Origin of the sequence: Agrococcus citreus (genome assembly GCF_039527715.1) — a bacterium.
GTDB classification, from domain to species: Bacteria; Actinomycetota; Actinomycetes; order Actinomycetales; family Microbacteriaceae; genus Agrococcus; species Agrococcus citreus.
On sequence record NZ_BAAAKK010000004.1, the window covers coordinates 59,727 to 84,458 of the forward strand.

The 24,732-nt window shown below is 72.0% G+C and carries 20 protein-coding genes and 1 pseudogene; 3 read left to right on the top strand and 18 right to left on the bottom strand.

Features of this window, described 5'->3' with window-relative positions:
- Nucleotides 1-251: pseudogene (locus ABD106_RS07300) on the top strand (DNA repair protein RadA); the annotation flags it as partial.
- Nucleotides 252-255: 4 nt separating this feature from the next.
- On the opposite strand, the gene ABD106_RS07305 reads toward ABD106_RS07300, so the two are convergent.
- The 7 genes from ABD106_RS07305 to ABD106_RS07335 form a co-directional block, all read right to left on the bottom strand.
- On the bottom strand, nucleotides 256-1,824 hold the full coding sequence (locus ABD106_RS07305; protein ID WP_343918897.1) for an APC family permease: 1,569 nt from the start codon (nucleotides 1,822-1,824) through the stop codon (nucleotides 256-258).
- A gap of 71 nt (nucleotides 1,825-1,895) precedes the next feature.
- Nucleotides 1,896-3,272 carry a flavin monoamine oxidase family protein gene (locus ABD106_RS07310; RefSeq protein WP_343918899.1) on the bottom strand — a complete coding sequence of 459 codons (1,377 nt, stop codon included), beginning with the start codon at nucleotides 3,270-3,272 and terminating at the stop codon, nucleotides 1,896-1,898.
- 56 nt (nucleotides 3,273-3,328) lie between these two features.
- On the bottom strand, nucleotides 3,329-3,991 hold the full coding sequence (locus ABD106_RS07315) for a hypothetical protein (protein ID WP_343918901.1): 663 nt from the start codon (nucleotides 3,989-3,991) through the stop codon (nucleotides 3,329-3,331).
- 25 nt (nucleotides 3,992-4,016) lie between these two features.
- A complete protein-coding gene (locus ABD106_RS07320; protein WP_343918903.1) occupies nucleotides 4,017-4,559 on the bottom strand; it encodes an amino-acid N-acetyltransferase in 543 nt (180 codons plus the stop codon).
- Nucleotides 4,560-4,569: 10 nt separating this feature from the next.
- The gene (locus tag ABD106_RS07325; protein WP_343918905.1) at nucleotides 4,570-5,136 is read right to left on the bottom strand and encodes a dihydrofolate reductase family protein; all 567 of its coding nucleotides are present in this window, start codon (nucleotides 5,134-5,136) and stop codon (nucleotides 4,570-4,572) included.
- 102 nt (nucleotides 5,137-5,238) lie between these two features.
- Nucleotides 5,239-8,187, bottom strand: a complete 2,949-nt coding sequence (locus tag ABD106_RS07330; protein WP_343918907.1) for a cell wall-binding repeat-containing protein — start codon at nucleotides 8,185-8,187, stop codon at nucleotides 5,239-5,241.
- A 165-nt stretch (nucleotides 8,188-8,352) separates the two neighbouring features.
- Entirely contained in the window at nucleotides 8,353-10,836 is a 2,484-nt protein-coding gene (locus tag ABD106_RS07335) for an ATP-dependent Clp protease ATP-binding subunit (protein WP_343918909.1), read from the bottom strand.
- A 159-nt stretch (nucleotides 10,837-10,995) separates the two neighbouring features.
- On the opposite strand from ABD106_RS07335, the gene ABD106_RS07340 reads away from it, so the two are divergent.
- On the top strand, nucleotides 10,996-12,447 hold the full coding sequence (locus ABD106_RS07340; protein WP_343918911.1) for a CPBP family glutamic-type intramembrane protease: 1,452 nt from the start codon (nucleotides 10,996-10,998) through the stop codon (nucleotides 12,445-12,447).
- Between the two features lie 25 nt (nucleotides 12,448-12,472).
- Here the strand turns inward: ABD106_RS07340 and ABD106_RS07345 are convergent, their stop codons facing one another.
- The 6 genes from ABD106_RS07345 to ABD106_RS07370 all read right to left on the bottom strand — a co-directional run bounded on the left by ABD106_RS07345 (nucleotide 12,473) and on the right by ABD106_RS07370 (nucleotide 18,889).
- Complete coding sequence (locus ABD106_RS07345) at nucleotides 12,473-12,760, bottom strand: hypothetical protein (protein WP_343918913.1); 288 nt, start codon at nucleotides 12,758-12,760, stop codon at nucleotides 12,473-12,475.
- Between the two features lie 99 nt (nucleotides 12,761-12,859).
- On the bottom strand, nucleotides 12,860-14,611 hold the full coding sequence (locus tag ABD106_RS07350; RefSeq protein WP_343918915.1) for a lysine--tRNA ligase: 1,752 nt from the start codon (nucleotides 14,609-14,611) through the stop codon (nucleotides 12,860-12,862).
- A gap of 114 nt (nucleotides 14,612-14,725) precedes the next feature.
- On the bottom strand, nucleotides 14,726-15,586 hold the full coding sequence (panC, locus tag ABD106_RS07355) for a pantoate--beta-alanine ligase (protein ID WP_343918917.1): 861 nt from the start codon (nucleotides 15,584-15,586) through the stop codon (nucleotides 14,726-14,728).
- Nucleotides 15,587-15,684: 98 nt separating this feature from the next.
- Nucleotides 15,685-16,380 (bottom strand): DUF2520 domain-containing protein, encoded by a 696-nt coding sequence (locus tag ABD106_RS07360; RefSeq protein WP_343918919.1) that lies wholly within the window; start codon nucleotides 16,378-16,380, stop codon nucleotides 15,685-15,687.
- Nucleotides 16,377-18,398, bottom strand: coding sequence for a PH domain-containing protein (locus ABD106_RS07365; protein WP_343918921.1), 2,022 nt, complete (start codon nucleotides 18,396-18,398; stop codon nucleotides 16,377-16,379). Before ABD106_RS07365 ends, ABD106_RS07360 begins: the two co-directional genes overlap by 4 nt.
- A complete protein-coding gene (locus ABD106_RS07370; protein ID WP_343918923.1) occupies nucleotides 18,395-18,889 on the bottom strand; it encodes a PH domain-containing protein in 495 nt (164 codons plus the stop codon). The genes ABD106_RS07365 and ABD106_RS07370 overlap by 4 nt, the downstream gene beginning before the upstream one ends.
- 99 nt (nucleotides 18,890-18,988) lie before the next feature.
- On the opposite strand from ABD106_RS07370, the gene ABD106_RS07375 reads away from it, so the two are divergent.
- Nucleotides 18,989-19,981: an LCP family protein gene (locus ABD106_RS07375; protein WP_343918925.1), complete on the top strand. Its 993-nt coding sequence runs from the start codon at nucleotides 18,989-18,991 to the stop codon at nucleotides 19,979-19,981.
- 11 nt (nucleotides 19,982-19,992) lie between these two features.
- Here ABD106_RS07375 and ABD106_RS07380 read toward each other — a convergent pair whose 3' ends face one another.
- Genes ABD106_RS07380 through ftsH form a run of 5 tightly spaced genes read right to left on the bottom strand, consistent with a single transcriptional unit; the run spans nucleotide 19,993 to nucleotide 24,695 of the window.
- Entirely contained in the window at nucleotides 19,993-20,466 is a 474-nt protein-coding gene (locus tag ABD106_RS07380; protein WP_343918927.1) for a DUF3180 family protein, read from the bottom strand.
- Nucleotides 20,463-20,963, bottom strand: coding sequence for a 2-amino-4-hydroxy-6-hydroxymethyldihydropteridine diphosphokinase (folK, locus tag ABD106_RS07385; RefSeq protein WP_343918929.1), 501 nt, complete (start codon nucleotides 20,961-20,963; stop codon nucleotides 20,463-20,465). Before folK ends, ABD106_RS07380 begins: the two co-directional genes overlap by 4 nt.
- The gene (folP, locus tag ABD106_RS07390) at nucleotides 20,960-22,177 is read right to left on the bottom strand and encodes a dihydropteroate synthase (protein WP_343918931.1); all 1,218 of its coding nucleotides are present in this window, start codon (nucleotides 22,175-22,177) and stop codon (nucleotides 20,960-20,962) included. The genes folK and folP overlap by 4 nt, the downstream gene beginning before the upstream one ends.
- Entirely contained in the window at nucleotides 22,174-22,740 is a 567-nt protein-coding gene (folE, locus tag ABD106_RS07395; RefSeq protein ID WP_343918933.1) for a GTP cyclohydrolase I FolE, read from the bottom strand. The genes folP and folE overlap by 4 nt, the downstream gene beginning before the upstream one ends.
- Complete coding sequence (gene ftsH / locus ABD106_RS07400) at nucleotides 22,740-24,695, bottom strand: ATP-dependent zinc metalloprotease FtsH (RefSeq protein WP_343918935.1); 1,956 nt, start codon at nucleotides 24,693-24,695, stop codon at nucleotides 22,740-22,742. Before ftsH ends, folE begins: the two co-directional genes overlap by 1 nt.
- Nucleotides 24,696-24,732 lie beyond the last annotated feature (37 nt).

The window sequence follows — 24,732 nt, forward strand, 5'->3', positions numbered from 1 at the left end:
CGATCGCGAGCGCCGAGAAGAACGTCGCACTGCCGCGCCGGCTCGCGGCGATCGGCGAGATCTCGCTCGCCGGCGAGATCCGCGCCGCGTCGGCGGCGAAGCGCCGCGTCACCGAGGCCCGGCGGCTCGGCTACTCGCGCGTGATCGACGAGTCGGTCGCGCTCGTGCGCAACGCGGTGCCCGAGACCATCAGCGAGGGGCGCCGGGAGGCCGCGCCGGTCGTCGACCCGCTCGGCGTCCCGGCCTTCTGAGGCGCTACTGCGCCTTGTCCCCCGCCACCGGCTTCGGCACCTCGAGCATCGCCGTGTCGAGGTCCATGTCGCGGCCGCCGTCCGAGGCGCCGATCGCGATGCGCTCGCCGCGGAAGAACGCCGGCTCGCGGATCGACTGCACGACCATGATCACGACGCCGATGCCGAGCGTCACGACGCCCAGCACGAAGACGAGGCCCACGCCGCCGATGTTCGACCCCGAGCCGTACTCCGGGTCCATCGAGTCGATGAGCGTCGTGACGAAGAGGATCGCGAGCACGAGGCCGCCGATGCCCGGGAACACGAGCCGGTACAGCGCGGTGCGCCAGGAGGTGAACCAGGTGCGGCGGAAGTACCAGACCGCCGCGAACGCGGTGAGCCCGTAGTAGAAGCAGATCATCATGCCGAGCGCGGTGATCGTGTCCCACAGCACGTTCTCGCTGATGAAGCGCATCACCGCGTAGAAGCCGCTCGCGACGGCGCTCGCCGCGAGGGTCGCGAAGCCCGGCGACTTGAACCGCTCGGTCACCGACGCGAACCGCTTCGGCAGCGCGCCGTAGTGCCCCATCGCGAGCAGGGTGCGCGCCGGGCTCACGAACGTCGACTGCAGCGACGCCGCTGAGCTCATGAGCACGGCGAGCGAGACGAGCAGCGCGAGCGGGCCGAGGATGGGGCCGGCGAGCGCGAAGAACACGTTGTCCTGGATCTCGGGGTTGCCGAGGCCGAACTCGCCCTCCCCGACGCCCGCGTAGGCGATGAGCGAGATCGCCAGCAGCAGGTAGAGCACCATGATGACGACGACGGTCCACGTCGCCGCGAGACCGGGCGTCCTGTCGGAGCCGCGCGTCTCCTCGTTCATCGTGAGCGTGACGTCCCAGCCCCAGAAGATGAAGATCGAGAGCGAGAGGCCGGCGGCGAACGCCGTGAACGAGTCGACCGCGAAGGGGTTGAACCAGGATGCCTCGACGGGCGTCGCGTCGAACGCCGTGCCGTTCACGACGCGCACGATCGCGGCGGCCGCGAAGCCGAGGAGCACGAGCACCTGGATGCCGACGAGCCAGTACTGCAGCCGCTGCGTGGTCTTCACGTCGCGGTAGGAGATGAAGGTCGCGCCCGCCATGAAGAGCAGGCAGACGAGTACGTTGATGCCGGCCTCGCCCGCGAGGTCGGCGATCGCGGGCTGCCCGAAGATCTGCGACAGCAGCAGGAAGAAGAAGTCGACCGCGATGCCGGCGAGGTTGGAGAGCACGAGGATGGTGGCGGCGATGAGGCCCCACCCGCCCATCCAGCCGAGCCACGGGCCGAACGCGCGCGTCACCCACGTGAACGTCGTGCCCGAGTCGGGCATGGCGCTGTTGAGCTCGCGGTAGCCGAAGGCGACGAGCAGCATCGGCAGGAAGCCCACGAGCATGATGGCCGGCACCTGCACGCCGACCTCCGACACGGTCGGGCCGAGCGCGGCCGTCAGCGTGTACGCCGGCGCGATGCACGAGATGCCGATGACGATCGCGCCGATCAGTCCGACCGAGCCGGCCGCGAGCCCCTTGGAGCTGCGGGTGCGAGTCTCGCTCATCTGGAGTCCTTCCTCCGTCTCGGCGAGCCGAGATCCATGCGCCGGGACGGGCCGCCCCGACGCGAGCGGCGCTAGGCCGCGAGTGCCGCGACCGCTTCGGCGGCCGCCGCGCGACCGGAGCGGATCGCTCCGTCGACGTGCTGGTAGCCGTGCCCCGCGAAGTCGCTGCACGCCCAGTGGATGGGGCCGACGCTCTGGCGCTGGTCGGCGCCGTAGCGGTGGAGGCCGCCGAGGTCGTAGCTCGCGGCGTAGGCGCCGCGCGTCCACTCCTCACTGCCCCAGTCGCTCTCGTAGTAGACGACCGGCTCGAGCGCCTCGGGGCCGAGGTAGCGGCCGATGGACTCGAGGATCCGCCGACGGCGCTCCTCGTCGCTCCAGCGGAACGCCTCGTCGGCGTGCTCGTCCGATACGAAGCCGACGAGCGTGCCGCGCGGGTCGTCGTGGTTCGAGTTGTCGTAGAGCTCGTGCACGAGCTCGTCCGGCCCGAAGCCCGTGCCCGACAGGCCGGCGTCGCGCCAGAACGGGCGGTCGTAGACGGCGTGCACCTTGATGACGAGGCCGAGCGAGAGGTGCTGGTGCAGCTGGTGCTGCCGGCGCGGCAGCGGCGGCTGCACGTCGATGCGGGTGATGAGGTTCGGGGGCACGGCGACGATGACGCGGCGACCGCGCGCGACGACCCCGTCGGCGACGACCGTCACGGCGTCGTCGCTGCGCTCGATGCGTCGCACGGGCGCGCCGAGGTGCACCGCGTCGCCGAGCGCCTCGGCCATGCGCGTGCTGACCTGCTGCATGCCGCCGACCACCCGGCGGTCGAGGATCTCGTCCTCGTCGACGAGGTTCGAGAACCCGTCGGCGCTCGCGGCCATGAGCAGCGCCTGCAGCACCGAGAACGCGTGCGAGGGCTTCGTCAGCATCGCGGGGCCGATGAAGAGCGCCGCGAGGTGGGCCGCCGCGGCGTCGTCGGTCTGCTCGCGCAGCCACGCGTCGAACTGCACCGTGTCGAGCTCGCGAGCGCGCGGGTGCGACCAGGGCGCCTCGGGGTCGACCTCTGCGGCGAGCGCGTCGACGACGCCGATGAGGCGGTCGAGCTCGGCGACGGTCGCGGGCTCGATCGGGAAGTCGCCCGTGTAGCGACGTGCCTCGCCGTCGGGCAGCACGTAGACGGATTCGCCGTCGCGATACCGCTGGAACGTCTCGAGCCCGAGCCGTTCGATGGTCTCGAGCAGCACGGTCTGGTGCGGCGAGATCCACTGGCCGCCGAGCTCGAGCATGGCGCCGTCGACGTGCTCCGTCCACGTGCGGCCGCCGACGCGATCGCGCGCCTCGAGCACCGCGACGGTCATGCCTGCCTCGACGATCGCGGTCGCTGCGGAGAGCCCTGCGGGACCCGCCCCCACGACGACGACGTCGACGTCGACCTCTGCACCGCGAGCTGCCTGCTCGGCCATGGCCACCTCCGCATCACGAACCTGAACGAAACGTAGCGCCTGGGCGGCCTCGCTGGCTATTCGAGGATGAACTGCGCGCTCTGCCGGCTCGCGTAGTCACCCACGCGCACGCTCAGCTCGTACGTCGCGCCGCCTGCGGGCACCTGCGGCCGCTCGGCCGTGCAGGTCTCGATCGACGAGGCGGTGCGGTCCCACTCGACCGGCACGGTCGACTGCGGCTGGCCCGGCTGCAGCTGCACGACGTTGTCCTGCACGTCGGCGGCGCAGTCGGACCAGCGGTGCACGACGTCGTCGCCGGCGCGGATCTCGTACTCCTGCACGCTCGTGCCCGCGTTGAGCGAGCACGCGCCCTCACCGGTGTTCTCGATCGTGAACGACAGCTGCACGCGCTCGTCGGCCGCGTAGGCGGGCTTGTCGACGGCTGGCACGATGGTGATCTGCTCGGGCGCGCACGGCTCGGTCGGCTCTGCGGTCTCGTCGCTGCCGCCGACGGGCGTGAACGGCCCGCTGGGCGTGGGGGTGGGCGACTCGCTCGCCTCCGGGGTCGCCGACGGTGCGGCGCTCTCGCTGGGCGCCGCCGAGGGCGCCGCCTCGGGGGCCTCCCACGGCCGCCACACGAGCAGCACGACCGCCGCCGCGACGAGGATCGCGAGCAGTCCCAGCATCGTGCGGCGCCGGCGCACGGCGGCGCGGCGCTTCGCTGTCGATGCCTGGGTCACGGATACAGGGTAGGCGAGCGGCGGCTCACAGCCGCTTGAGCATGCGCGTGTTGCCGAGGGTGTTCGGCTTCACGTGGGCGAGGTCGAGGAACTCGGCGATGCCGCCGTCGGGCGAGCGCACGAGCTCGGCGAAGACGTCGGGGCCGACGACCTGCTCGGCGACCTCGACGAATCCGTGCCGGCTGAAGAACTCCGTCTCGAAGGTCAGGCAGAACAGGCGCGAGAGGCCGAGGTCGGCGGCGCGCTGCTCGAGCGACTCGAGCATGGCGTGGCCGACGCCCTTGCCCAGCACGCCCTCGGCGACCGCGATCGTGCGCACCTCGCCGAGGTCCTCCCACATGACGTGCAGCGCTCCGCAGCCCACCACCTGTCCGTCGCGCTCCGCGACGACGAACTCCTGCACCGCTTCGAAGAGCGTGACGAGCTCCTTGCCGAGCAGGATCCGCCGCCGCACGTACGGCTCGATGAGGTCGCGCATCGCCCGCACATCGCCGGTGCGGGCCGGCCGCACGGTCAGCGCGGAGGGGTCGGCGGCGGATGAGTCGGGTGCGGTTGCGTCGACGGTCACGCTCCCGAGCCTACGCCGATGCCTCCTGACCGACCCGGTACACGAGTCGGGCGAACTGCCCGACCTGGCGCGCCTCGATGAGCGTCAGGCGATCGGACTCCACGCGGCGCGGCAGCAGCGGCGCCCCGCTTCGGAGCGCGATCGGCGCGATCGAGATCGCGATCTCGTCGAGCGCGCCCGCGTCGAGGAACTGACCGGCGAGGTCTCCCCCGCCGACGACCCAGATGTCGCCGTCGCCCGCGGCCTCGCGGAGGGCCGGCAGCGCCTCGGCGACCGTCCCGCGCAGGAAGCGCACGTCGGCGCCCTCGGGCACGGGCAGCTCGCGGGTGGAGAAGACGAACACGGGGCGGTCGCCGTAGAACTCCTGCCACTTGCCCGGCTGCTCGACGATGTCCCACTCGCGCAAGCTCCACTCGTAGGTGTGCGAGCCCTCGACCATGACCGTCGCGCCCTGCGGCAGCAGCGTCTCGTCGGGGTCGTCGCCGCCGTCGACGGCGAAGAGCCAGGCGAGGGAGTGCTCGTCGTCGGCGAGGAAGCCGTTCAGCGTGGTCGCGGTGTCGAAGATGATCCTGCTCATGCGCGGCACGGTAGCGGCCGCCGCCCACACGCCGGAGGGGCGGAGCCGCAGCCCCGCCCCTCCGTGCCGATCAGCCGCGAGGCCGATCAGCCGATCGTGCGATCAGCCGCAGACCGTCAGCGACTCGAGCGCGGGGCTGAGCGTCGGCTCGCCGCCGATCAGCCAGACCGTCGAGACCTGCAGGCGCTCGAGCTCGTCGCGCACCGAGTCGGGCACGCACTGGTTGCGCGTGATGAGCATCGGCACGTCGGTCGCGCCCGCCACCGCGGCGCCCGCGAGGGCGTCGGGGTAGTGCTCGCCCGAGACGAGGTACGCCGCGTCGAGCGGCGCGGCGAACGCGGAGGCCGTGATGATGGCCGACGTGGCGAAGCGGTCGACGCCGCCGAGTCGGCTCACCGTGAAGCCGGCGTCGACGAACTCGCCCGCGACCGCCGAGGGCACCGTCTTCGACGAGCCCACGATGCGCACGAGGTCCGCGCCGAGCGCGTCGAGCGAGCCGAGCGTCGCGGCCGGGACCTGCTCGTCGGGGTCGACGAGCAGCAGCGGCCAGTCGAGGTGACCGGCGGCGGCACCGGCCGACAGCGCATCCGGGAAGCTGCGACCGGTCGCCACGTAGGCGCCCGACGCGGTCTCGAAGGCGTAGTCGGCGATGAGCTGCGCCGTCTCGTAGCGGTCGTCGCCCGCCACGCGGTCGACGGTCGTCACGGTCGCGAGCGCGTCGATCTGCGCCTGCGTCGCGGCGCTGATCGTCGGCTCGCCGCCGACGACCACGACGCGCTCGGCGCCGAGGCGCGCGATCTCGTCGAGCACGATCTGCGGTGCCTCACCCTTGCGGACGAGGAGCAGCGGGCCGCCCTCGTGCGCCGCGGCGGGACCCGCTGCGAGACCGTCGGGCCAGTTCTCGCCGCTCGCGACGTAGACGACATCCGCGCCGCCCGCGTACGCGCTCTGCGAGAGCTCGACAGCCGTGGCGAAGCGGTCGTCGCCCGCGATGCGGTCGGTCGGCGACACCTCGAGCTGGAACGGGATCATCGTGCCGTTGTCGGTGCGCACCGAGAGGGTGCGGACCGCCGCAGCGAGGTCGGCCGCCGGCGGCACCGTGAAGGTCACCGTCGCGGAGGTCGTCAGCGGAGCGCCGTTCGCGTCGGTGTTGACGACCACGTCGCCGGCGCCGAGCACCGTGCCGGCCTCGTCGACGATCTCGACCGTCGACGACGCGTCAGCACCGAGCGAGCGGATGCGGTCGACCTGACGCACCTCCACCGTCTGCTCCGAGCCGCCCGAGACCGTGCCGGGCAGGCCGACGAGGTCGACGTGGCGCACCGAGTAGTCGGGGGCGAGGCCGGGGTTGTCGGCGAGGTAGCCGAGCAGGGCGTCCTGGTCGACCAGGCCGGAGTCGCGCTCATCCGCGCCCTCCGCGAACGACCAGAAGTTGTCGCCCGGGTTCGAGCCCATGACGCCGATGAGGAACGACGCGCTCGCGACGCGGATCTCCTGCTCGGGCGTGATGAACTCGCCGTCGATCGCGATGTCGCTCACGCGGTCGTCGAGCGGCCGCGACGGGTCGGAGACGTAGGTGACGTTGTCGCTCAGGCCCAGCTGCAGGTAGGTTCGACCCGACGTGAACGGCTCGCCGTCGATCGAGCGCTGCCACTGCTCCTCGAGCACGGCGTCGAGCTCGGCGCCGGTGAGCGTGATCGTCCACAGGTTGTTGATGAACGGCAGCATGGTGTCGGCCTCGGCGAGGCGCACGACGCCGGGCTCGGTCTCGGGCGCGGTCGGCTCGTAGAGGAAGCTGTCGCGCACGCCGCCCGGGTTGACGATGCCGATGTCGGCGCCGCCGCGGGCGTCGCTCGCGAGCTGCTCGCGGTACATGTTCGCGACCATCTGCGCTGCGGTCGACTCCTCGCCGCGGTTGCCGTTCGACAGCGAAGGCACCGTGATGGGGCCGCTGATCGAGCCGACCTCGACGTTGCCGATGATGGCGGCCTGCGCGACCGCCTCGTCGACGATCGCCTTGACGGCGGCGACGCGCGGGTACGCGGCGACGAGGTCGGCGGCAGGCGTCGTGGTGCGGGCGTGGTTCGTGAGCCCCTCGACCGAGATGTCGCCGGTGGCGCGGTCGACGGCCAGGACGACCTGGCCGAGCAGGTTGGAGTACTCGTTCGACTGCACGACCGGGCGCGTCTCGCCCGGGGCGCCCGGGACGGGCGCGAGCCACGAGTACGTGCGGTGCGTGTGGCCGTTGAAGATCACGTCGACGTCTGCGGAGAGCCCGTTGACGATGTTGCCGAAGACGCCGCCGCCGGCCGCGTCAGGTCCGAGGAGCGCCTGCTGCTCGGCCTGCGGCGCGTTCGGCGCGAGCGAGAGCTGCGAGCCCTCGTGGATCTCGGCGACGATGACGTCGGCCTCGCCGTTCGCTTCGTCGCCGTCCGACAGCGCGGACGCGACCTCGTTGACCGCGACCACCGGGTCGCCGAACTCGACGCCGACGATGCCGGAGCCGTCGACGAGGCTCGGCGTCTGCTCGGTGACGGCACCGACGACGCCGACGGTGATGCCGTCGATCTCGAACAGGTCGTATGCCGGGCCGATCGGGGCGCCGTCGAGCGTGACGTTGGCCGACAGGTACGAGAACTCGATGAGGCCCGCGACGCGACCGGTGAGGTCGTCGACGCCGCGGTCGAACTCGTGGTTGCCGACCGCGGACGCGTCGAGCTCCATGGCGTTCAGCACGTCGATGGTCGGCTCGTCGTCCTGCGAGGAGGACGTGAAGTTGGAGGCGCCGATGCTGTCACCGCCGGAGAGCAGCACCGTCGACTCGGGGTAGTCGGCTCGCAGCTGCTCGATGGTGCCGGCGAACTGCACCGTCGAGGTCGCGTCGAGACGACCGTGAAAGTCGTTGAAGTGCAGCAGGTTGACCACCGCGGTGGTGGCCGGGTCGACGACGATGGGCGCGGCTGTCGCGACCGCCGGGCTGCTGACGAGCAGCCCTACGCCCATCGCGCAGGCCGCTCCGGCCGCGAGCGAGCGCTTCGCTTTGTTGTTCACAGGATCTCCGAGGTGCAGGGGAACAGAGGGAGGTGCTTCGTCGCACCGACTCTGACTCTATGGACCCCGGTAGCCGGTGGCGAGCCCCAAAGGTGACTTGCCGGTGAACTCCCGTCGACCGACGCAGAAGAGGGGGCCCCGTGGGCCCCCTCTCCTCGCTCTTGCCTACGCCGCGTCGGCCGGCGTGAGTGCCGGCTCGTGCGGCTCCGGGCTCGTGTGGGTGAACACGAACTCGTCGTCGGCGAAGTCGACGGTCACGTGCTCGCCACCCGCGAGTTCGCCGTGCAGGATCTTCTCGCTGAGCGCATCCTCGATCTCGTGCTGCACCGCACGGCGCAGCGGCCTGGCGCCGAGCGCCGGGTCGTGACCGATGTGGATGAGGCGGCGCTTCGCGGCCTCCGTCAGCTCGATCGTCATGTCGCGGTCGAGCAGTCGCTCGGCCAGGCGAGCGATGAACAGGTCGACGATCTGCAGCAGCTCGTCGGGGCTCAGCTGCGGGAAGACGACGATCTCGTCGACGCGGTTGAGGAACTCGGGCTTGAAGTTGCGCTTGAGCTCCTCGCGCACCTTGGCGCGCATCCGGTCGTAGTCGTTCTCGGCCGAGCCCTCGAGGACGAAGCCGACGGGGCCGCCGGAGATGTCCTTCGTGCCGAGGTTCGTCGTCATGATGATGACGGTGTTCTTGAAGTCGACCACGCGGCCCTGGCCGTCGGTGAGACGACCCTCCTCGAGGATCTGCAGCAGCGAGTTGAAGATGTCGCTGTGCGCCTTCTCGATCTCGTCGAACAGCACGACGGAGAACGGCTTGCGACGCACCTTCTCGGTGAGCTGGCCGCCCTCCTCGAAGCCGACGAACCCGGGAGGGGCGCCGAAGAGGCGCGAGACGGTGTGCTTCTCGCTGTACTCCGACATGTCGAGCGAGATGAGCGCGTCCTGGTCGTCGAAGAGGAACTCCGCGAGCGCCTTCGCGAGCTCGGTCTTGCCGACACCCGTGGGGCCGGCGAAGATGAACGAGCCCGAGGGGCGGCGCGGGTCCTTGAGGCCAGCGCGCTGGCGACGGATGGTCTTCGCCAGCACGTCGATCGCCTCGTTCTGGCCGATGACGCGCTGGTGCAGGGCCTTCTCCATGAAGATGAGGCGAGCGGACTCCTCCTCGGTGAGCTTGAACACCGGGATGCCGGTCGCGTTCGCGAGCACCTCGGCGATCACGCCCTCGTCGAGCACGCCGGTCGGACCGCCGTTGCCCGAGCGCCACTGCTTCTCGGTGCGGAGCCGCTCGCCGAGCAGCTCCTTCTCCTCGTCGCGGAGGCGCGCGGCTGCCTCGAAGTCTTGGCCGTCGATCGCGGCCTCCTTGCGCGTGCGCACGCCGGCGATCCGCTCGTCGAACTCGCGCAGCTCCGGCGGGGCCGAGAGGATCGACAGGCGCAGGCGGGCGCCGCCCTCGTCGATCAGGTCGATCGCCTTGTCGGGCAGGAAGCGGTCCTGCACGTAGCGGTCGGCGAGGTTCGCGGCCGCGACGAGCGCGCCGTCGGTGATCGTGACCTTGTGGTGCGACTCGTAGCGGTCGCGCAGGCCCTTGAGGATGTTGATCGTGTGGGCGACCGACGGCTCCTGCACCTGGATGGGCTGGAAGCGGCGCTCGAGGGCCGCATCCTTCTCGAAGTGCTTGCGGTACTCGTCGAGCGTCGTGGCGCCGATCGTCTGCAGCTCGCCGCGCGCGAGCAGCGGCTTGAGGATGTTGGCCGCGTCGATCGCGCCCTCTGCGGCGCCCGCGCCGACGAGGGTGTGGATCTCGTCGATGAAGGTGATGATGTCGCCGCGCGTGCGGATCTCCTTCGTCACCTTCTTGAGGCGCTCCTCGAAGTCACCGCGGTAGCGGCTGCCGGCGATGAGGCTGCCGAGGTCGAGCGTGTAGACCTGCTTGTCCTTGAGCGTCTCGGGCACCTCGCCCTTGACGATCGCCTGCGCGAGGCCCTCGACGACGGCGGTCTTGCCGACGCCGGGCTCACCGATCAGCACGGGGTTGTTCTTCGAGCGGCGCGAGAGGATCTGCATGACCCGCTCGATCTCCTTCTCGCGCCCGATGACGGGGTCGAGCTTGCCGTCGCGGGCGGCCTGCGTGAGGTTGCGCCCGAACTGGTCGAGGATCGTCGAGCCCTTGGGGTCGGCCTGCTGCGTGGTGTCGCCGCCGACCGTGGTCGTCTCCTTGCCCTGGTACCCGGCGAGGAGCTGGTTGACCGTCTGGCGCACGCGGTTGAGGTCGGCGCCGAGCTTGACGAGCACCTGCGCGGCGACGCCCTCGCCCTCGCGGATGAGGCCGAGCAGCACGTGCTCGGTGCCGATGTAGTTGTGGCCGAGCTGCAGCGCCTCGCGCAGGCTCAGCTCGAGCACCTTCTTGGCGCGCGGCGTGAACGGGATGTGGCCCGTCGTCTGCTGGCTACCGGTGCCGATCATGTCCTGGACCTGCGCGCGCACGGCATCGAGCGAGATGCCCAGCTGCTCGAGGGCCTTCGCGGCGACGCCATCACCCTCGTGGATGAGCCCGAGCAGGATGTGCTCCGTGCCGATGTAGTTGTGGTTGAGCAGCTTCGCCTCTTCTTGGGCGAGGACCACGACGCGGCGAGCGCGGTCGGTGAATCTCTCGAACATCGCTGGCTCCCTTCCTTGATTGCGAGCGTAGTCGCGGCATGAGGGACGGCGCGGCCGTGTTCGCTGTCGGCGCGACGGCTGAGGAGAGCCGTTCACGGTCGACCCTCACGGAACACCGAACTGTCGCCGATACGCTCGTCGCGACGACGAAGGAGCACGGTGACCGATCTGCCCCCGCAGCCGTGGAGCCGCCCCGAGCAGGCATCCGCGCCCCAGCCCCAGCCCGACCGCGATCCGCGCGACGGCCGACCCTGGTCGACGCCGGCGCCCCAGGCGTACGGGCAGCCCGAATCCGAGCGGCAGCAGCAGCCTGCCTACGGGCAGCCGCAATACGGGCAGCCCACCTACGGGCAGCCGGCCTACGGGCAGCCGCAGCACTCGCCGTACACGCCGTCGGCGTACGGGCCCGGCGCACCGCAGCAGCCGTACGCGCCCTACGGGCAGCCGGGCTTCGCCCCGCAGCCGGCGCCGCCGACCAAGCCGGCGCTGCTGCCGGCCGCCCTGCCGGTCGACGGCCAGTCGTACCCGATGGCGTTCGCGCCGCTCGAGCGGCGCGTCGGCCGCTGGTTCGTCGCCTGGGCGATCGCGATCGGCTTCTTCTTCGGCGGCCAGGTCGTCTCGCTCGCGCTGCTCATGCCCGGCATGGTCGAGTTCTTCTCGCAGCTGGACGTCGCGAGCGCGAGCGACCCGGACGTCGCGGCCGAGATGCTCGGCGACATCCTCGGCACGCCGCTCGGCATGGCCGGGGTGAACATGGCCTGGGCCGCGATGATCCCGGGCGCGATCGTCGCGATGGCGGCGTTCGGCAAGGGGGCCGCCGGATTCGCGTCGAGCGTCGCGGGGCGCTGGCGCTGGCGCACGACAGGTCGCGCGGCGATCGTGATCCTGCCGATCTTCGCCGTCTACATCGGCATCTCGCTCTGGCTCGACCCCTCGGTCGAGTGGCAGTGGAACCCCAACTGGGGACTCGTCGCGATCGTGCTGCTGACGACGCCGCTGCAGGCGACTGGCGAGGAGTTCACGTTCCGCGGGCTGCTGCCCCAGCTGATGGGCGGCTGGCTGCGCCACCGCTACGTGCCGGCGCTCGTGCTGCTGCTGCCGGTGCTCGCCGTGATGGTGCTGCAGCCGGCGACCTGGTACCTGTCGCTGCTCGCGCTCGTCGCTGCCGCCGTGGGGCCGTGGGTGCTGGCCGGCCGGCTCGGCAACGCCATCTGGATCGGCATCGCGACCGGACTGCTCTTCGGTGCGATGCACGCGCATCCGTCGATCTCGGCGACGCTCCAGCTCTCGCTCGTGGGCTTCACGTGCTCGATGCTGACGTACCGCACGGGCGGGCTCGAGTCGGCGTCGGTGCTCCACACCGCCAACAACGTCTTCATCATGGTGCCCCTCGCGCTCACCGGCACCTCGGCGTTCTCGTCGCAGCCCGTCGCCGGCGAGGACTGGCTGTCGTTCGGCCTCACGACGCTCGCGCTCGCGGCCGCCTACCTGGCGGTGCACTTCTTCCTCGCGAAGGACCAGCGCTCGACGGTCGGCGCCCCGGGCGCGGAGCTGCTCGAGCCGCGAGCGCCGCTCGCCGAGCCAATGCCGGAGCCGGTCGGGGCGCGCTGACCCGGCGCCCGCTCGGCGCGGGTCGCTAGGCCGAGGTGCGGTCCGGGCTCGACCCGCTCGCGGCGGGCGGCCGATCGGCGACGGTCTCGGCCGACGCGTCGGCCTCCGCCGTCGCAGCGCCTGCGGCTCGCGCGCGCTGCGGCTTGGCCGGGAGGCCGGCCTTCGCGCGCTCCTCCGCCTCGATCTGGTCGTACTTCATGCGCGCGGTGCGGTCGCCGCGGATGATCATGCGCATGACCATCCAGAAGATGAGGCCGAGCACGATCGTCGGGACGAGAGAGAAGATCGCGTTCCCCCACCAGCTCTCAGGCATGCGTCAAGGGTACCGCGCCCGCCCGACCCCTTCGCCGAGCTTCCCCGAACCGCGGGTTCCTGCACTCGAGACGCGCAGCTCAGCGAAGTTCGACGTCCGTCAGGCGGAGAGGAGGGCGCGGACCCGCTCGGAGCCGATCGCGAGCAGGAGCGTGGGGATGCGCGGGCCGGTCTCCCGGCCGACGAGCAGGCGGTACAGCAGCGCGAAGAACGCGCGCTGCGCGGCCGAGAGCTCCTTGTCGCCCTTGACGATCGCATCCGGCTCGAGCCCGCGCTGCACCTTCGCGACGCCGTAGGTCTGGTTCGTCAGCCCGTCGAGCGTCCAGGCCTCCTCGATCGGCGGCAGGCCGAGGCCGCCCTCGAGCAGCAGGCCGAGCGCCTCGCGCTCGACCTCGGTGAGCGCGTCGAGCGCCCCCCTGTCGGGCGATTCGCGCACAGTCGTGTGCTCATCGGCGGGCATGTGCGTCGCGACCCACGCCTCGACCTTGTCGAGCCTCGGCCGCAGCACGTCGAGATCGACGATCGGGTCGTCGGCGTCGAGCCCGCGCACGATCCGCAGCACCTGCGCCTCGTCGCCGAACGTGATGTCGACGACGGATGCGAGGGTGCGGTACGCGACGCGGCGCGGCGTCTCGGGCAGCCGCTCGTGCGCCGTCGAGGTCGCCCGCTCGAGCGCGGCGAGCTCGGCCGCCTGCGCGGTGCCGGCCGCCGCCTTCCGCTGCAGCGCATCCCACTCGTCGTAGGTGCGCTGGAGCTCGGAGCCGAACGCGACGTCGAACGACTGGTTCATGCGGCGGCGGGCGTAGAGCCAGCGCAGCACCGGCGCCTCCATGACGGCGAGCGCGTCGGCGGGCACGGGCGCGCCGCCGCGCGACGACGACATCTTGGCCACGCCGCCGAAGCCGACGAACGCGTACATCGGGCCGAGCGGACGCTCCCAGCCGAACACGGGCGCGAGCTGCAGGCCGACCTGGAACGACGAACCCGGCGACTGGTGGTCGACGCCGGAGGGCTCGAACACGACGCGCTCGAACGCCCAGCGCATCGGCCAGTCGACCTTCCAGACGAGCTTGCCCGAGCGGAACTCGCGCAGCAGCACGGTCTCGCGGTGGCCGCACTGGCACGAGTACGTCAGCTCGGTCGAGTCGTCGTCGTACGCCTCGATCGTCGTGAGGTCCTTGCCGCATGCGGTGCAGTAGGGCTTGTACGGGTAGTACTCGGCGCCGGCCGAGCCGTCGTCCTCGCTCGCGGCCCCGGAGCCCGCGTCGAGCGCCGCCTGCAGCGCCTCGTCCTCGTCCTTCGCGGCCGGCAGCGTGCGGTACTGCGCGAGGATCGCGTCGATCTCGCGGCGGTGGCGCATCGCGTGCAGGATCTGCTCGGTGTAGGCGCCCGCCCGGTACTGCTCGGTCTGGCTGATGCCGCGGTAGCGCACGCCGGCCTCCGCGAACGAGGCCTCGGCCTGCGCGCGGAAGTGGGCGGCCCACGAGTCGGCGGTGCTGCCCGGGGGCGGCGGCACGCTCGTGAGCGGCTTGCCGATGTGCTCGGCCCACGACTCGTCGACGCCGTCGATGCCGGCGGGCACCTTGCGGAAGCGGTCGTAGTCGTCCCACGAGATGAGGTGCTCGGCGTCGACGCCCCGGCGGAGCAGCTCGTCGGCGACGAGGTGCGGGCTCATCACCTCGCGGAAGTTGCCGAGGTGGATGGGGCCCGACGGCGAGATGCCGGATGCGGCGACCGGGCGGGTGCCGCGCCGCGCGGCCTCGGCGACGACCTCGTCGGCGAGGCGCGAGACCCAGTCCGCGCGCTCGTGCTCGACGGACTGCTCGGGCGAGGGCTGCTGGGAGTCGGTCACGACCCCCGAGCCTACCGGCGCGCATCCGCCCGGGCCTCGCCTACGCATCGGCCCCGCCGTCGAGGGTTCGCGTCCGAGTTGCCCCTCCGCTCGGACGAGCAGCGTCGACAGGGGTCAGGGGATGGTGAAGATGGCGTTGTCGATCAGGCGGACGGTGCCGACGCGGGCCGCGACGAGCACCTGCGCGGGACCGTGGTGCTGGTCGGTCGCGCTCGTGAAGGTGCGCGGGTCGACGACCGCGAGGTAGTCGAGCTGCACGCCGGTGTCGTCCTGGCAGACGGCCTGCGCGGCCGCGAGCATCGACTCGACGCCCCGGTCGGCCGCAGCGCCTGCCGCCTCGAGCGCGCGGGACAGCACGAGCGCATCCGCCCGCTCCCCCGGCTGCAGGAAGCTGTTGCGGCTCGAGAGGGCGAGCCCGTCGGGCTCCCGCACGGTCGGCACGCCGACGACCTCGACCGGGAAGTTCAGGTCGCGCGCCATGCGGCGCACGAGGAAGAGCTGCTGGGCGTCCTTCTCGCCGAAGACGGCGACGTCGGGGGCGACGATCGAGAGCAGCTTCGCGACGACCGTCAGCACGCCGTCGAAGTGGCCGGGACGGCTGCGCCCCTCGAGCACCGTGCCGAGGTGGCCGGCCGTGACGAGGGTCGCCGACCTGCCACCGTCCGGGTACATCTCGTCGACCGTCGGCATGAAGACGGTCGTGACGCCGAGCTCGGCGAGGCGCTCGGTGTCGGCCTCCGGGGTGCGGGGGTAGCGCGCGAGATCCTCGTGCGGCCCGAACTGCAGCGGGTTGACGAACACCGACGCGATGACGAGGTCGGCCCGCTCGAGCGCGGTGCGCACGAGCGCGACGTGGCCGTCGTGGAGCGCGCCCATCGTCGGCACGAGCGCGACACCGCGGCCCTCGGCGCGGGCGTCGCGCACGAGCGCGCGCACGCTGTCGATGGTCGTCAGGGTCTCGAGGGCTGCGGGCACCCGCCAAGCCTAGGCGCGCCCCCGCCCTGGACTCTCTTTCGTCGCGGGTGGTCGCTCATCCGGCATGCGCCGTCGTCCAGCCACCCCCGACGTTCAGATCAGCGGTGGAGGGGCGGGTCGGGGTAGCGGGCGAGCGCCGACTCGACGGCGGAGCGGACGACGCCGCCGAGCACGCGGGCGGGCCGGTCGACGCCGATCTCGTGCAGCTGCCGCATCGCCTGCGCGACGATCCCGTCGGCGAAGCTCGACGCCACCTCGATCGCCTCGGCGTACGCGGCGCGGTCCGACTCCTCGACGACGATCGGCTCCGCGCCCATCTCCACCGCGAGCGCCTGCCCGATCGGCAGCACGGGCCCGGGAGCGGTGACGGCGATCGTCGCGTCGAGCAGCCGCGAGAGGTCGAGCGACGTGCCGGAGAAGCTCATCGCGGGATGGAGCGCGATGGGGATGGCGCCTCGCGCGACCGCCGGCTGCAGCACACCGATGCCGTGCTCGGCCGCGGTGTGCACGACGATCTGCCCGGGCTGCCACGCGCCGGTCGCCGCGAGGCCGGCGACGAGCCCCGGCAGCTCGGCGGTGGGGACCGCGAGCAGGACGAGCTCGGCGCGCTCGACGATCGTCGGCGCATCGAGCAGGGCGACGCCCGGCAGCACTGCCTCGGCGCGCTCGATCGCGTCGGCGCCCGTCGCGTCGATGCCGACGATCGCGTGCCCCGCGCCCGCGAGCGCCGCGCCCAGCACCGGACCGACGCGGCCGGCGCCGATGATCCCGACGCCGAGCCTGCCCGGCTTCACGGCTCCTCGCGCGGCCGCTGCCAGCGCGGATCGGGCTGCTGCTGCGGGGGCGTCCCGAGCTGCTGCTGGCCCTGCCACTGCTGCGGCACCCGGCCCTGCGGCGGCGGCTGGCCCTGCCAGGGCTGCTGCTGCGGCTGCTGCTGCGCAAGCGGCGGCGGCCCGGCGTGCCAGGGCTGCTGCACGTGCCACTGCGAGGGCGGCCCGGGCTGCTGCGCCGACGCGGACGGCGGCGCCATCAGCCCGTCCTGCACGGCCGGCGCGGTCTCGAGCACAGCGTTGCGCGAGAGCGACGCGGCCCACGACTCCGACGCATCCCGGTCGATCGCCACCTTGACCGTGCGCATCGCGTGGTCGAAGAGGATGCGCGCGTCGCCCTGGTCGATCGCGCCGATGCCGGGCGAGAGCACGGTGTCGGGCACGTGGAACTGCACGCGGCCGAGCCGCGCGAGCCCGTAGATCGGCCCCTGCTGCAGCGCGACCGACTGCACGCGCGCCTGGGGCACGATCTGCAGCGACCGCCAGATGCGGCCGAAGCGCAGCAGGAACGCGGCGTCGTGCACGTGGAAGCCGTTGCGGCGCACCGAGAACCAGCGGAAGATCCGCGCACGGCGAGGGCTGACGACGAACGCGTCGGGCGCCTGCCCGAAGAGGCCGGCGTCGACGAGCGGCGAGTGCGCGAGCTCGGGCAGCACGAGCCCGACGACGGTGCGCACGTCGCGCAGGTCGCCGACGGGCAGCAGGTAGCTCGCCATCTGGCTGCCCTGGCCCTGGCCCGAGCTGTCGGGCTTCGACTTACCCGCGCGCGTGAACGTCACCTGCCACCACCCGAACGGGCGCCACAGCAGCGGCTGCTTCACGTGCAGGGCGAAGATGCGGCCGGGAGGCAGGATCTCGGTCGTCGTCGAGGCGAGCCCGTACGCCAGTCGGATGCCGTCGGGCGTCGTGGCGATCGAGTAGCGCAGCTTCGAGCCGAGCGAGCGCATGCCGGCCGCGAAGAACGCGATCGCACCGGGCAGCAGCGCGAACACGGCCCAGAACTGCTGGAACCCGACGATGAGCACGAGCGTGCCGATCGCGTAGGCGACCGCCCACACGATCCAGCCGTCGAGCAGCGACGAGGCGATGATGCGGCCGAGCGGGATGCGCACGAGCGAGTCGGGCGCGAGGTGCGCGATCTCGGCGTCGGGCCGCAGGAGCTCGTCGACGACGCCGCCGGCGCCGCCGCGCTCCGCCGCCATGCGCTGCACGTCGGCCGCCGAGCGCCCTGAGGCGCGGTTCATGACCTCGAACCGCAGCGCATCCGCGACCGACGAGCTCAGGTAGTTGAGATCGACGTTGGCGTCGTTGCCCGCTTGCTGCACCTCGAACTTGCACGCGCCGAGGAGCCGCGCGAACCACGGCTTCTGGATGTTGATGGCCTGGATGCGCGCGAGCGGAGCGCGGCGATGGCGCTTGACGAAGATGCCCTGCTGCACCTCGACGGCGTCGCCCGTGATGCGGAAGCGGTGCACGCGCCAGCTGAGCCAGAAGATGAGGATGCCGACGAGCACGGCCGCGATCGTGCCGAGCGAGACCCACAGCAGCTGGTCGAGCACGAAGTCGCCGAACGGGTCCTGATCGAAGTCCTCGACCTCGCCCGCCCACTCCGGCGGCACGAACATGCCGATGAGGCGGTCGCGAAAGGTCGAGATGATGACGCCGAGGAAGATGATGAGCGCGAGGCCACCGCGCAGGAGCGGGGTCGCGGGGTGGAGGCGGTGCCACTCGCCGTCGACGAGCTCGATCGCCTTCGCGCGCGCATCGGTCGCCGGCGGCCGCGGTCCGCCCGCGTGCTGCTGCTGCCAGGGCTGCCCGGCAGGCTGCTGCTGCCAGTGCTGCCTGGCGGGCTGCTGCTGCCAGGGCTGCCCGGCGGGCTGCTGCTGCGCCTGCTGCGGCGGCCAGGGCTGGGCCGAGCCCTGCGGCGGCCACGGCTGCGCCGGGCCCTCCGGCGGGTGGGGCGGGCGCGGGGCGTCGGTCACAGGCCGGCCCGTCGCGACTCCGAGACGGCGACGAGGTGGTCGCGCAGCTCCTCGGCGGTCGAGCCCGGCATGCCGGGGATCGTGATCGCGCTCGACGCGGCCGCGGTGACGAACTTCAGGGTGCTGAGCCCGAACATCCGCTCGATGGGTCCCTGGGTGATGTCGACGATCTGCATGCGGCCGTAGGGCACCGCGACGAATCGGCGGAAGAGCATGCCACGGCGCACGAGCAGGTCGTCGGCGCGCTGCAGATAGCCGATCGTGCGGGTGCGCAGGAACGACCACACGACTCCGACGATGGTGAGGACGGCGGCGGCGATGATCGGGATCCAGGCCCACAGCGGCATCTCGCCGTCGGTCAGGAACCAGAGCGGCACGGTCGCGCCGATGCCGACGATCGCCCACGCGATCACGGTGCCGATCGACTCGACCACGGCGTAGCGCATGCTGACGCGCTGCCAGTCGCCGGTGACGTCAAGGCGCTCGGACACGGTTCCTCCACTGCTCTTCCGGCGGTCGCCGGTGGCCGTCTGCGGCCCGCTCCAGGCTAGTGCGATGAGGCTGATGGGGCTGTCTGCGATACTGCCGCGGTGACTTCCGAGACCAAGCAGCGCACGCATGTCGGCCGATGGATCGCCGTCTCCATCGTCGGCGTCATCGTGCTGGCGCTGCTGGCGGCGATCGGCTGGTACTTCCTGCGCATCAATCCGTCGGTGCAGCAGGTGGAGACGATCGAGACCGCATTCCCCGAGGAGTCGCTGCGTCCGACGGCCGCGGCGACCGAGTCGGGCGCACCCGTGAACGTGCTGCTGCTCGGCAGCGACTCGCGCGCGACCGACGGCTCGCTGCTGACGAGCCTCGGCGACCGCGCCGACACGATCATGGTCGCCCACATCCCGCCGGACCGCGAGACGGTGCAGATCATGTCGATCATGCGCGACTCGTGGGTGGAGATCCCGGGGCACGGCACGCAGAAGGTGAACGCGGCGCTCTCGCTCGGCGGCGTGCCGCTCATGGTGCAGACCGTCGAGGGCATCATCGACCAGCGTATCGACCACGTCGCGGTGATCGACTTCGAGGGGTTCAAGGGCCTCACCGAGGCGCTCGGCGGCGTGACGCTGCAGAACGACATCGCGTTCAGCGAGGGCGCGTACAGCTATCCGGCGGGCGAGATCACCGTCGCCGGCGACGAGGCGCTGGCCTACGTGCGCGCGCGCTACCCCTTCTCCGACGGCGACTACCAGCGCTCGCACAACCAGCGCGCGCTGCTGCGCGGCGCGATCGAGCAGATGATGACGCGCGAGAACCTCACGAACCCCGACCGCATGGCCAACCTGCTCGCGACCGTCACCCCGCACATGGCGACGACCGACACGTTCTCGTTCCCGGTGGTCTTCGACCTCGGGTCGCAGCTCGCGCAGCTCGACTCCACGCGCATCCAGACCTTCACGATGCCCACGCTCGGCACCGGCATGGAGGGCTCGCAGTCGGTCGTCTACGTCAACTGGGAGGGCGTGGAAGCGCTGCGCACGGCGTTCGACGAGGAGTCGATGACGAACTTCCAGCCCGCACCGGAGCGCTGAGCCCGAGCGTCCTAGGCCGGCTCCGGCGCCGACGCGGGTGCCCTCGCGTCGTCCTCCTCGTCGGGCGGGAGCACGCACCAGTGCTCTGCGACGACCCCCGCGACGAGCTCGATCGCGGCGCCAGCTGCGATCACGGCGAGCGCGAGCACGGCGTCGCCCGCGACCACGGCGCGCGTGGCGAAGAACGCGAGCGCGCCGAGCGCCCCGCCCGTGAGCAGCGCGCCCACGATCGAGCTCGCCTTCGCGAAGCCGAGCACGCTCGTCGCATGCCGGTAGTCGATGCGGCGCTTGCCGCGCGCAGCCTGCCGCACCGGCCAGGCGAGCAGCAGCAGCACCCCGCCGAGCACCGCGAGGGCGACCCCGAGGGTGAGCGGCGGCACGAGCGCGGGACGGCCGTTCATCACGAGCAGCGCCTCGGCCATCCAGGCGACCGCCGCGGCGATGACGAAGGTGAGGATGAGCGTGGTGGCGGACGTGCGCGTCACGCGAGCCGCCAGACGTCGCCGTCGGCGTACTCGGCGAGCTCCGCGATCGAGCCGTGCCCGGGCAGCTCGGCGTGCGGCTCGAGCTCGAGCCACGGCTGCAGCACGAACTGGCGCTCGTGAGCCCGCGGATGCGGCACGGTGAGCTCCGCCGAGTCGACCTCGAGCGCGCCGATCGCGACGATGTCGATGTCGATCGTGCGGCTGCCGTAGCGCTCCTCGCGGACGCGGCCGAGCGCATCCTCGACCGCGCGGATGGCGTCGAGCAGGTCGAGCGGCTCGAGCGACGTGCCGACGATCGCGACGATGTTGGCGTAGTCGGGCGAGAGCCCCTCGCCGTCGGGATGCCACGAGGGCGACTCCCACGCGCTCGAGCGCTCGAGCACGCGGATGCCGTCGATGGCCCCGAGCGCGCGCACGGCCCGGTCGATGGTCGCGACGCGGTCGCCGAGGTTGGAGCCGAGCGAGAGCACCGCCCGGCGCTCGAGCGAGAGCCTCAACGGATGCCTCCGCCGCGACGCAGGCGCGCCCGCTGCACCGTCACCGAGACGTCGCCGAACGGCACGGCGATCGGCGCGCTCGGCTTGTGCACGGTCACGACCGCGTGCCCGACGCGGTGATCCTCGAGGCAGACGTGGGCGATCCGGTCGGCGAGCGTCTCGATGAGGTCGACGGGGTCGCGCTCGATCGCCGCGACGATGCGCTCGGCGAGCTCGCCGTAGTGCACGGTGCGCGCGACGTCGTCGCTCGCGACCGCGTCGCGCACGTCGAGGCCGAGCGAGACGTCGACGACGAACTCCTGGCCGTCCCTGCGCTCCTCGGGCAGCACGCCGTGGTGCCCGGTCGCGCGGATCCCGCGCAGGTCGATCGTGCCGTGGAGGCGCTCGACGTCGTCGAGCACGACGTCCCAATCGGGCCCCTCGGCGCGCCGGACGGCGTCGAGCGACCGCACGGCCGAGACCGTCGAGGCCACGTCGTGCACGCGCACCGCGCCGGCGCCGCGCTGGGCGGCGAGCAGCGAGGTCGCGGCTGTCGCCGCGTCGCGCTCCGAGGCTGGCGCGCCCTCCGGCACGAGGTCGCCGAGGAACCGCTTGCGGCTCGTGCCGACGAGCAGCGGGAGCCCCAGCTCGACGAGGTGGTGCAGGCCCGAGAGGAGTCGCCAGTTGTCGTCGGCGCCCTTCGAGAAGCCGAAGCCCGGGTCGAGGATGATGCGCTCGCGCGCGATGCCCGCGTCGACCGCGGCCGCGACCCGTTGCTCGAGGTGCTCGACGACCTCGCGCACGACGTCGTCGTAGTGGGTGTCCTGCGTCACGTCGATGCCGCGCGAGTGCATGAGCACGATGCGCGCGCCGCCCTCCGCGACCGTGCGCAGCATGTCGGGGTCGTGCTCGCCGGCCGTCACGTCGTTGATGATCTCGGCGCCCGCGGCGATCGCGGCTCGAGCGGTCGCCGCGTGGATCGTGTCGACCGAGACGCGGATTCCCTCGCGCACGAGTTCGGTCACGACCGGCAGGATGCGCCGTTGCTCCTCGTCGGGGTCGATGGGCGAGGCGCCCGGCCGGGTCGACTCTCCCCCGATGTCGACGACGCCGGCGCCCTGCGCGCGCATCCGCCGCGCGTGGGCGATCGCCGCGCCCGCGTCGATGTAGCGGCCGCCGTCGCTGAAGGAGTCGGGCGTGACGTTGAGGATGCCCCAGACCTCGGCGGCGGTCACCGACGCTCCCCGATCAGGGCCATGATCTCGGCGCGCTCGATCGGCTCGGCGAGCGTGCCGCGGCTCGCGATCGTCACGGTCGACGAGTTGGCCTGCCGGGCGCCGCGTGCCGCGACGCATCCGTGGGCCGCCTCGACGACGACGAGCACGCCGCGCGGATCGAGCCCGGCGACGAGCGCGTCGGCGATCTCGTCGGTCAGCCGCTCCTGGATCTGCGGCCGCGAGGCGATCGTCTCGACGACGCGGGGGATGCGGCCGAGGCCGACGATGCGGTCGCTCGGCAGGTAGGCGACGTGGGCGACGCCCGTGAACGGCAGCAGGTGGTGCTCGCACATGGAGCGGAACTCGATGTCGCGCAGCAGCACCATCTCGCCCGACTCCCCCGCGAGGTCGCCCGAGTCGAGGTGTCCGGAGGCGTCGACCCCCACGCCCGCGAAGTACTCCGCGTACGCCTCAGCGACGCGGCGCGGCGTCTCGGCGAGGCCCGGTCGCGCCGGGTCGTCGCCGATCGCCGCGAGCAGCTCGCGGACGGCCGCGGCGACCCGCTTCCCGTCGACCGCCATCAGACTTCGGCGACGGCTTCGGTGTCGGGCTCGACGACCTCGTCGACGTGCTGCGAGACGGGCAGCTCGATCGGCGGGACGTCGCTCACCGGGCGCTCGGGGTTCGACAGCCACTGCGGTCGCTCGGGCAGCTTCTCGACCTCGGCGAAGAGCTCGGCGAGCCGCAGGTGGTCGAGCGTCTCCTTCTCGAGCAGCTCGCCCGCGAGCCGATCGAGCAGCTCGCGGTTGGAGTTCAGCACCGTCCACGCCTCGGTGTGCGCCTGCTCGATGAGCGCCCGCACCTCGCGGTCGACGGCCTCGGAGAGCGACGGCGAGTAGTCGCGGTTGCCGCCCATGTCGCGGCCGAAGAACTGCTCGCCCTGCGCGGAGCCGAGCTTCACGGCGCCGATCGCGGCGGTCATGCCGTACTCGGTCACCATCTTGCGGGCGATGCCGGTGGCCTTCTCGATGTCGTTGCCGGCGCCGGTGGTCGGGTCGTGGAAGACGATCTCCTCGGCGACTCGACCGCCCATCGCGTAGGTGAGCTGGTCGAGCAGCTCGTTGCGCGTGACGGAGTAGCGGTCGTTGATCGGCAGCACCATCGTGTAGCCGAGCGCGCGGCCGCGCGGCAGGATCGTCACCTTCGTGACGGGGTCGGAGTGCCGCATCGCGGCCGCCGCGAGCGCGTGCCCACCCTCGTGGTAGGCGGTGATGAGCCGCTCCTTGTCGTTCATGATGCGCGTGCGGCGCTGCGGGCCAGCCATCACGCGGTCGACGGCCTCGTCGAGCGACTCGTCGGTGATCTGCGTCGCGTTCTGGCGCGCCGTGAGCAGCGCGGCCTCGTTCAGCACGTTCGCGAGGTCGGCACCCGTGAAGCCGGGCGTCTTGCGCGCGAGCACCGAGAGGTCGACGCCGGGCGCGATCGGCTTGCCCTTCGCGTGCACGCCGAGGATCGTCTCGCGCCCCTTCATGTCGGGGGCGTCGACGCCGATCTGGCGGTCGAAGCGGCCGGGGCGCAGCAGCGCGGGGTCAAGGATGTCGGGACGGTTCGTCGCGGCGATGAGGATGACGTTCGTCTTCACGTCGAAGCCGTCCATCTCGACGAGCAGTTGGTTGAGCGTCTGCTCGCGCTCGTCGTGGCCGCCGCCGAGGCCCGCGCCGCGGTGCCGGCCGACGGCGTCGATCTCGTCGACGAAGATGATCGCCGGTGCGTTCTGCTTGGCCTGCTCGAAGAGGTCGCGCACGCGGCTCGCGCCGACGCCGACGAACATCTCGACGAAGTCGGAGCCCGAGATCGAGTAGAACGGCACACCGGCCTCGCCCGCGACGGCGCGGGCCAGCAGGGTCTTGCCCGTGCCGGGCGCGCCGTACAGCAGCACGCCCTTCGGGATGCGCGCGCCGACCGCCTGGAACTTCGTCGGGTCCTGCAGGAACTCCTTGATCTCGCCGAGCTCCTCGACGGCCTCGTCGGCGCCCGCGACATCCGAGAACTTCACCTGCGGCATGTCCTTGGTGATCAGCTTGGCCTTCGACTTGCCGAACTGCATGACGCCCTTGTTGCCGCCCGACAGTCGCGTCATGAAGAAGTAGAAGAGCGCACCCAGCAGCAGCACCGGCAGCAGGATGCCCATGAGCGAGAGCAGCCAGTTGCCCTGCGGCACCTCGTCGATGTAGCCCTCAGACGGATCGGCAGAGGCGATCGCCTCGACGACCGCGGGCCCGCGGGGTGCGACGTAGTAGAACTGCACCTGCGCGCCGAGCTCCTCGTCGGGCTCGGTGAGAATGAGGTCGACGCGCTGCTCGCCGTCGACGATGCGCGCCTGCTGCACGCGGCCGTCCTCGATCATCTGCATGCCGACATCCGTCTGCACGGGACGGAACTGCGGCGTCATGAAGAAGCTGAACGCGATGCCGACGATGACGAGCGCGAGGACGATCCACGGGATCGGCCCGCGCAGGAACTTCTTGAAGCTCATGACGTCCTTCTGGGTCGGGAGGGCACCAGGCTATCCC

What these genes read in the sequence shown, in the direction of transcription:
- ABD106_RS07305 (WP_343918897.1), bottom strand. Translation starts at nt 1,824, where the DNA reads ATGAGCGAGACTCGCACCCGCAGCTCCAAGGGGCTCGCGGCCGGCTCG.
- ABD106_RS07310 (WP_343918899.1), bottom strand. Translation starts at nt 3,272, where the DNA reads ATGGCCGAGCAGGCAGCTCGCGGTGCAGAGGTCGACGTCGACGTCGTC.
- ABD106_RS07325 (WP_343918905.1), bottom strand. Translation starts at nt 5,136, where the DNA reads ATGAGCAGGATCATCTTCGACACCGCGACCACGCTGAACGGCTTCCTC.
- ABD106_RS07335 (WP_343918909.1), bottom strand. Translation starts at nt 10,836, where the DNA reads ATGTTCGAGAGATTCACCGACCGCGCTCGCCGCGTCGTGGTCCTCGCC.
- ABD106_RS07345 (WP_343918913.1), bottom strand. Translation starts at nt 12,760, where the DNA reads ATGCCTGAGAGCTGGTGGGGGAACGCGATCTTCTCTCTCGTCCCGACG.
- folE (WP_343918933.1), bottom strand. Translation starts at nt 22,740, where the DNA reads ATGGCGGTCGACGGGAAGCGGGTCGCCGCGGCCGTCCGCGAGCTGCTC.
- ftsH (WP_343918935.1), bottom strand. Translation starts at nt 24,695, where the DNA reads ATGAGCTTCAAGAAGTTCCTGCGCGGGCCGATCCCGTGGATCGTCCTC.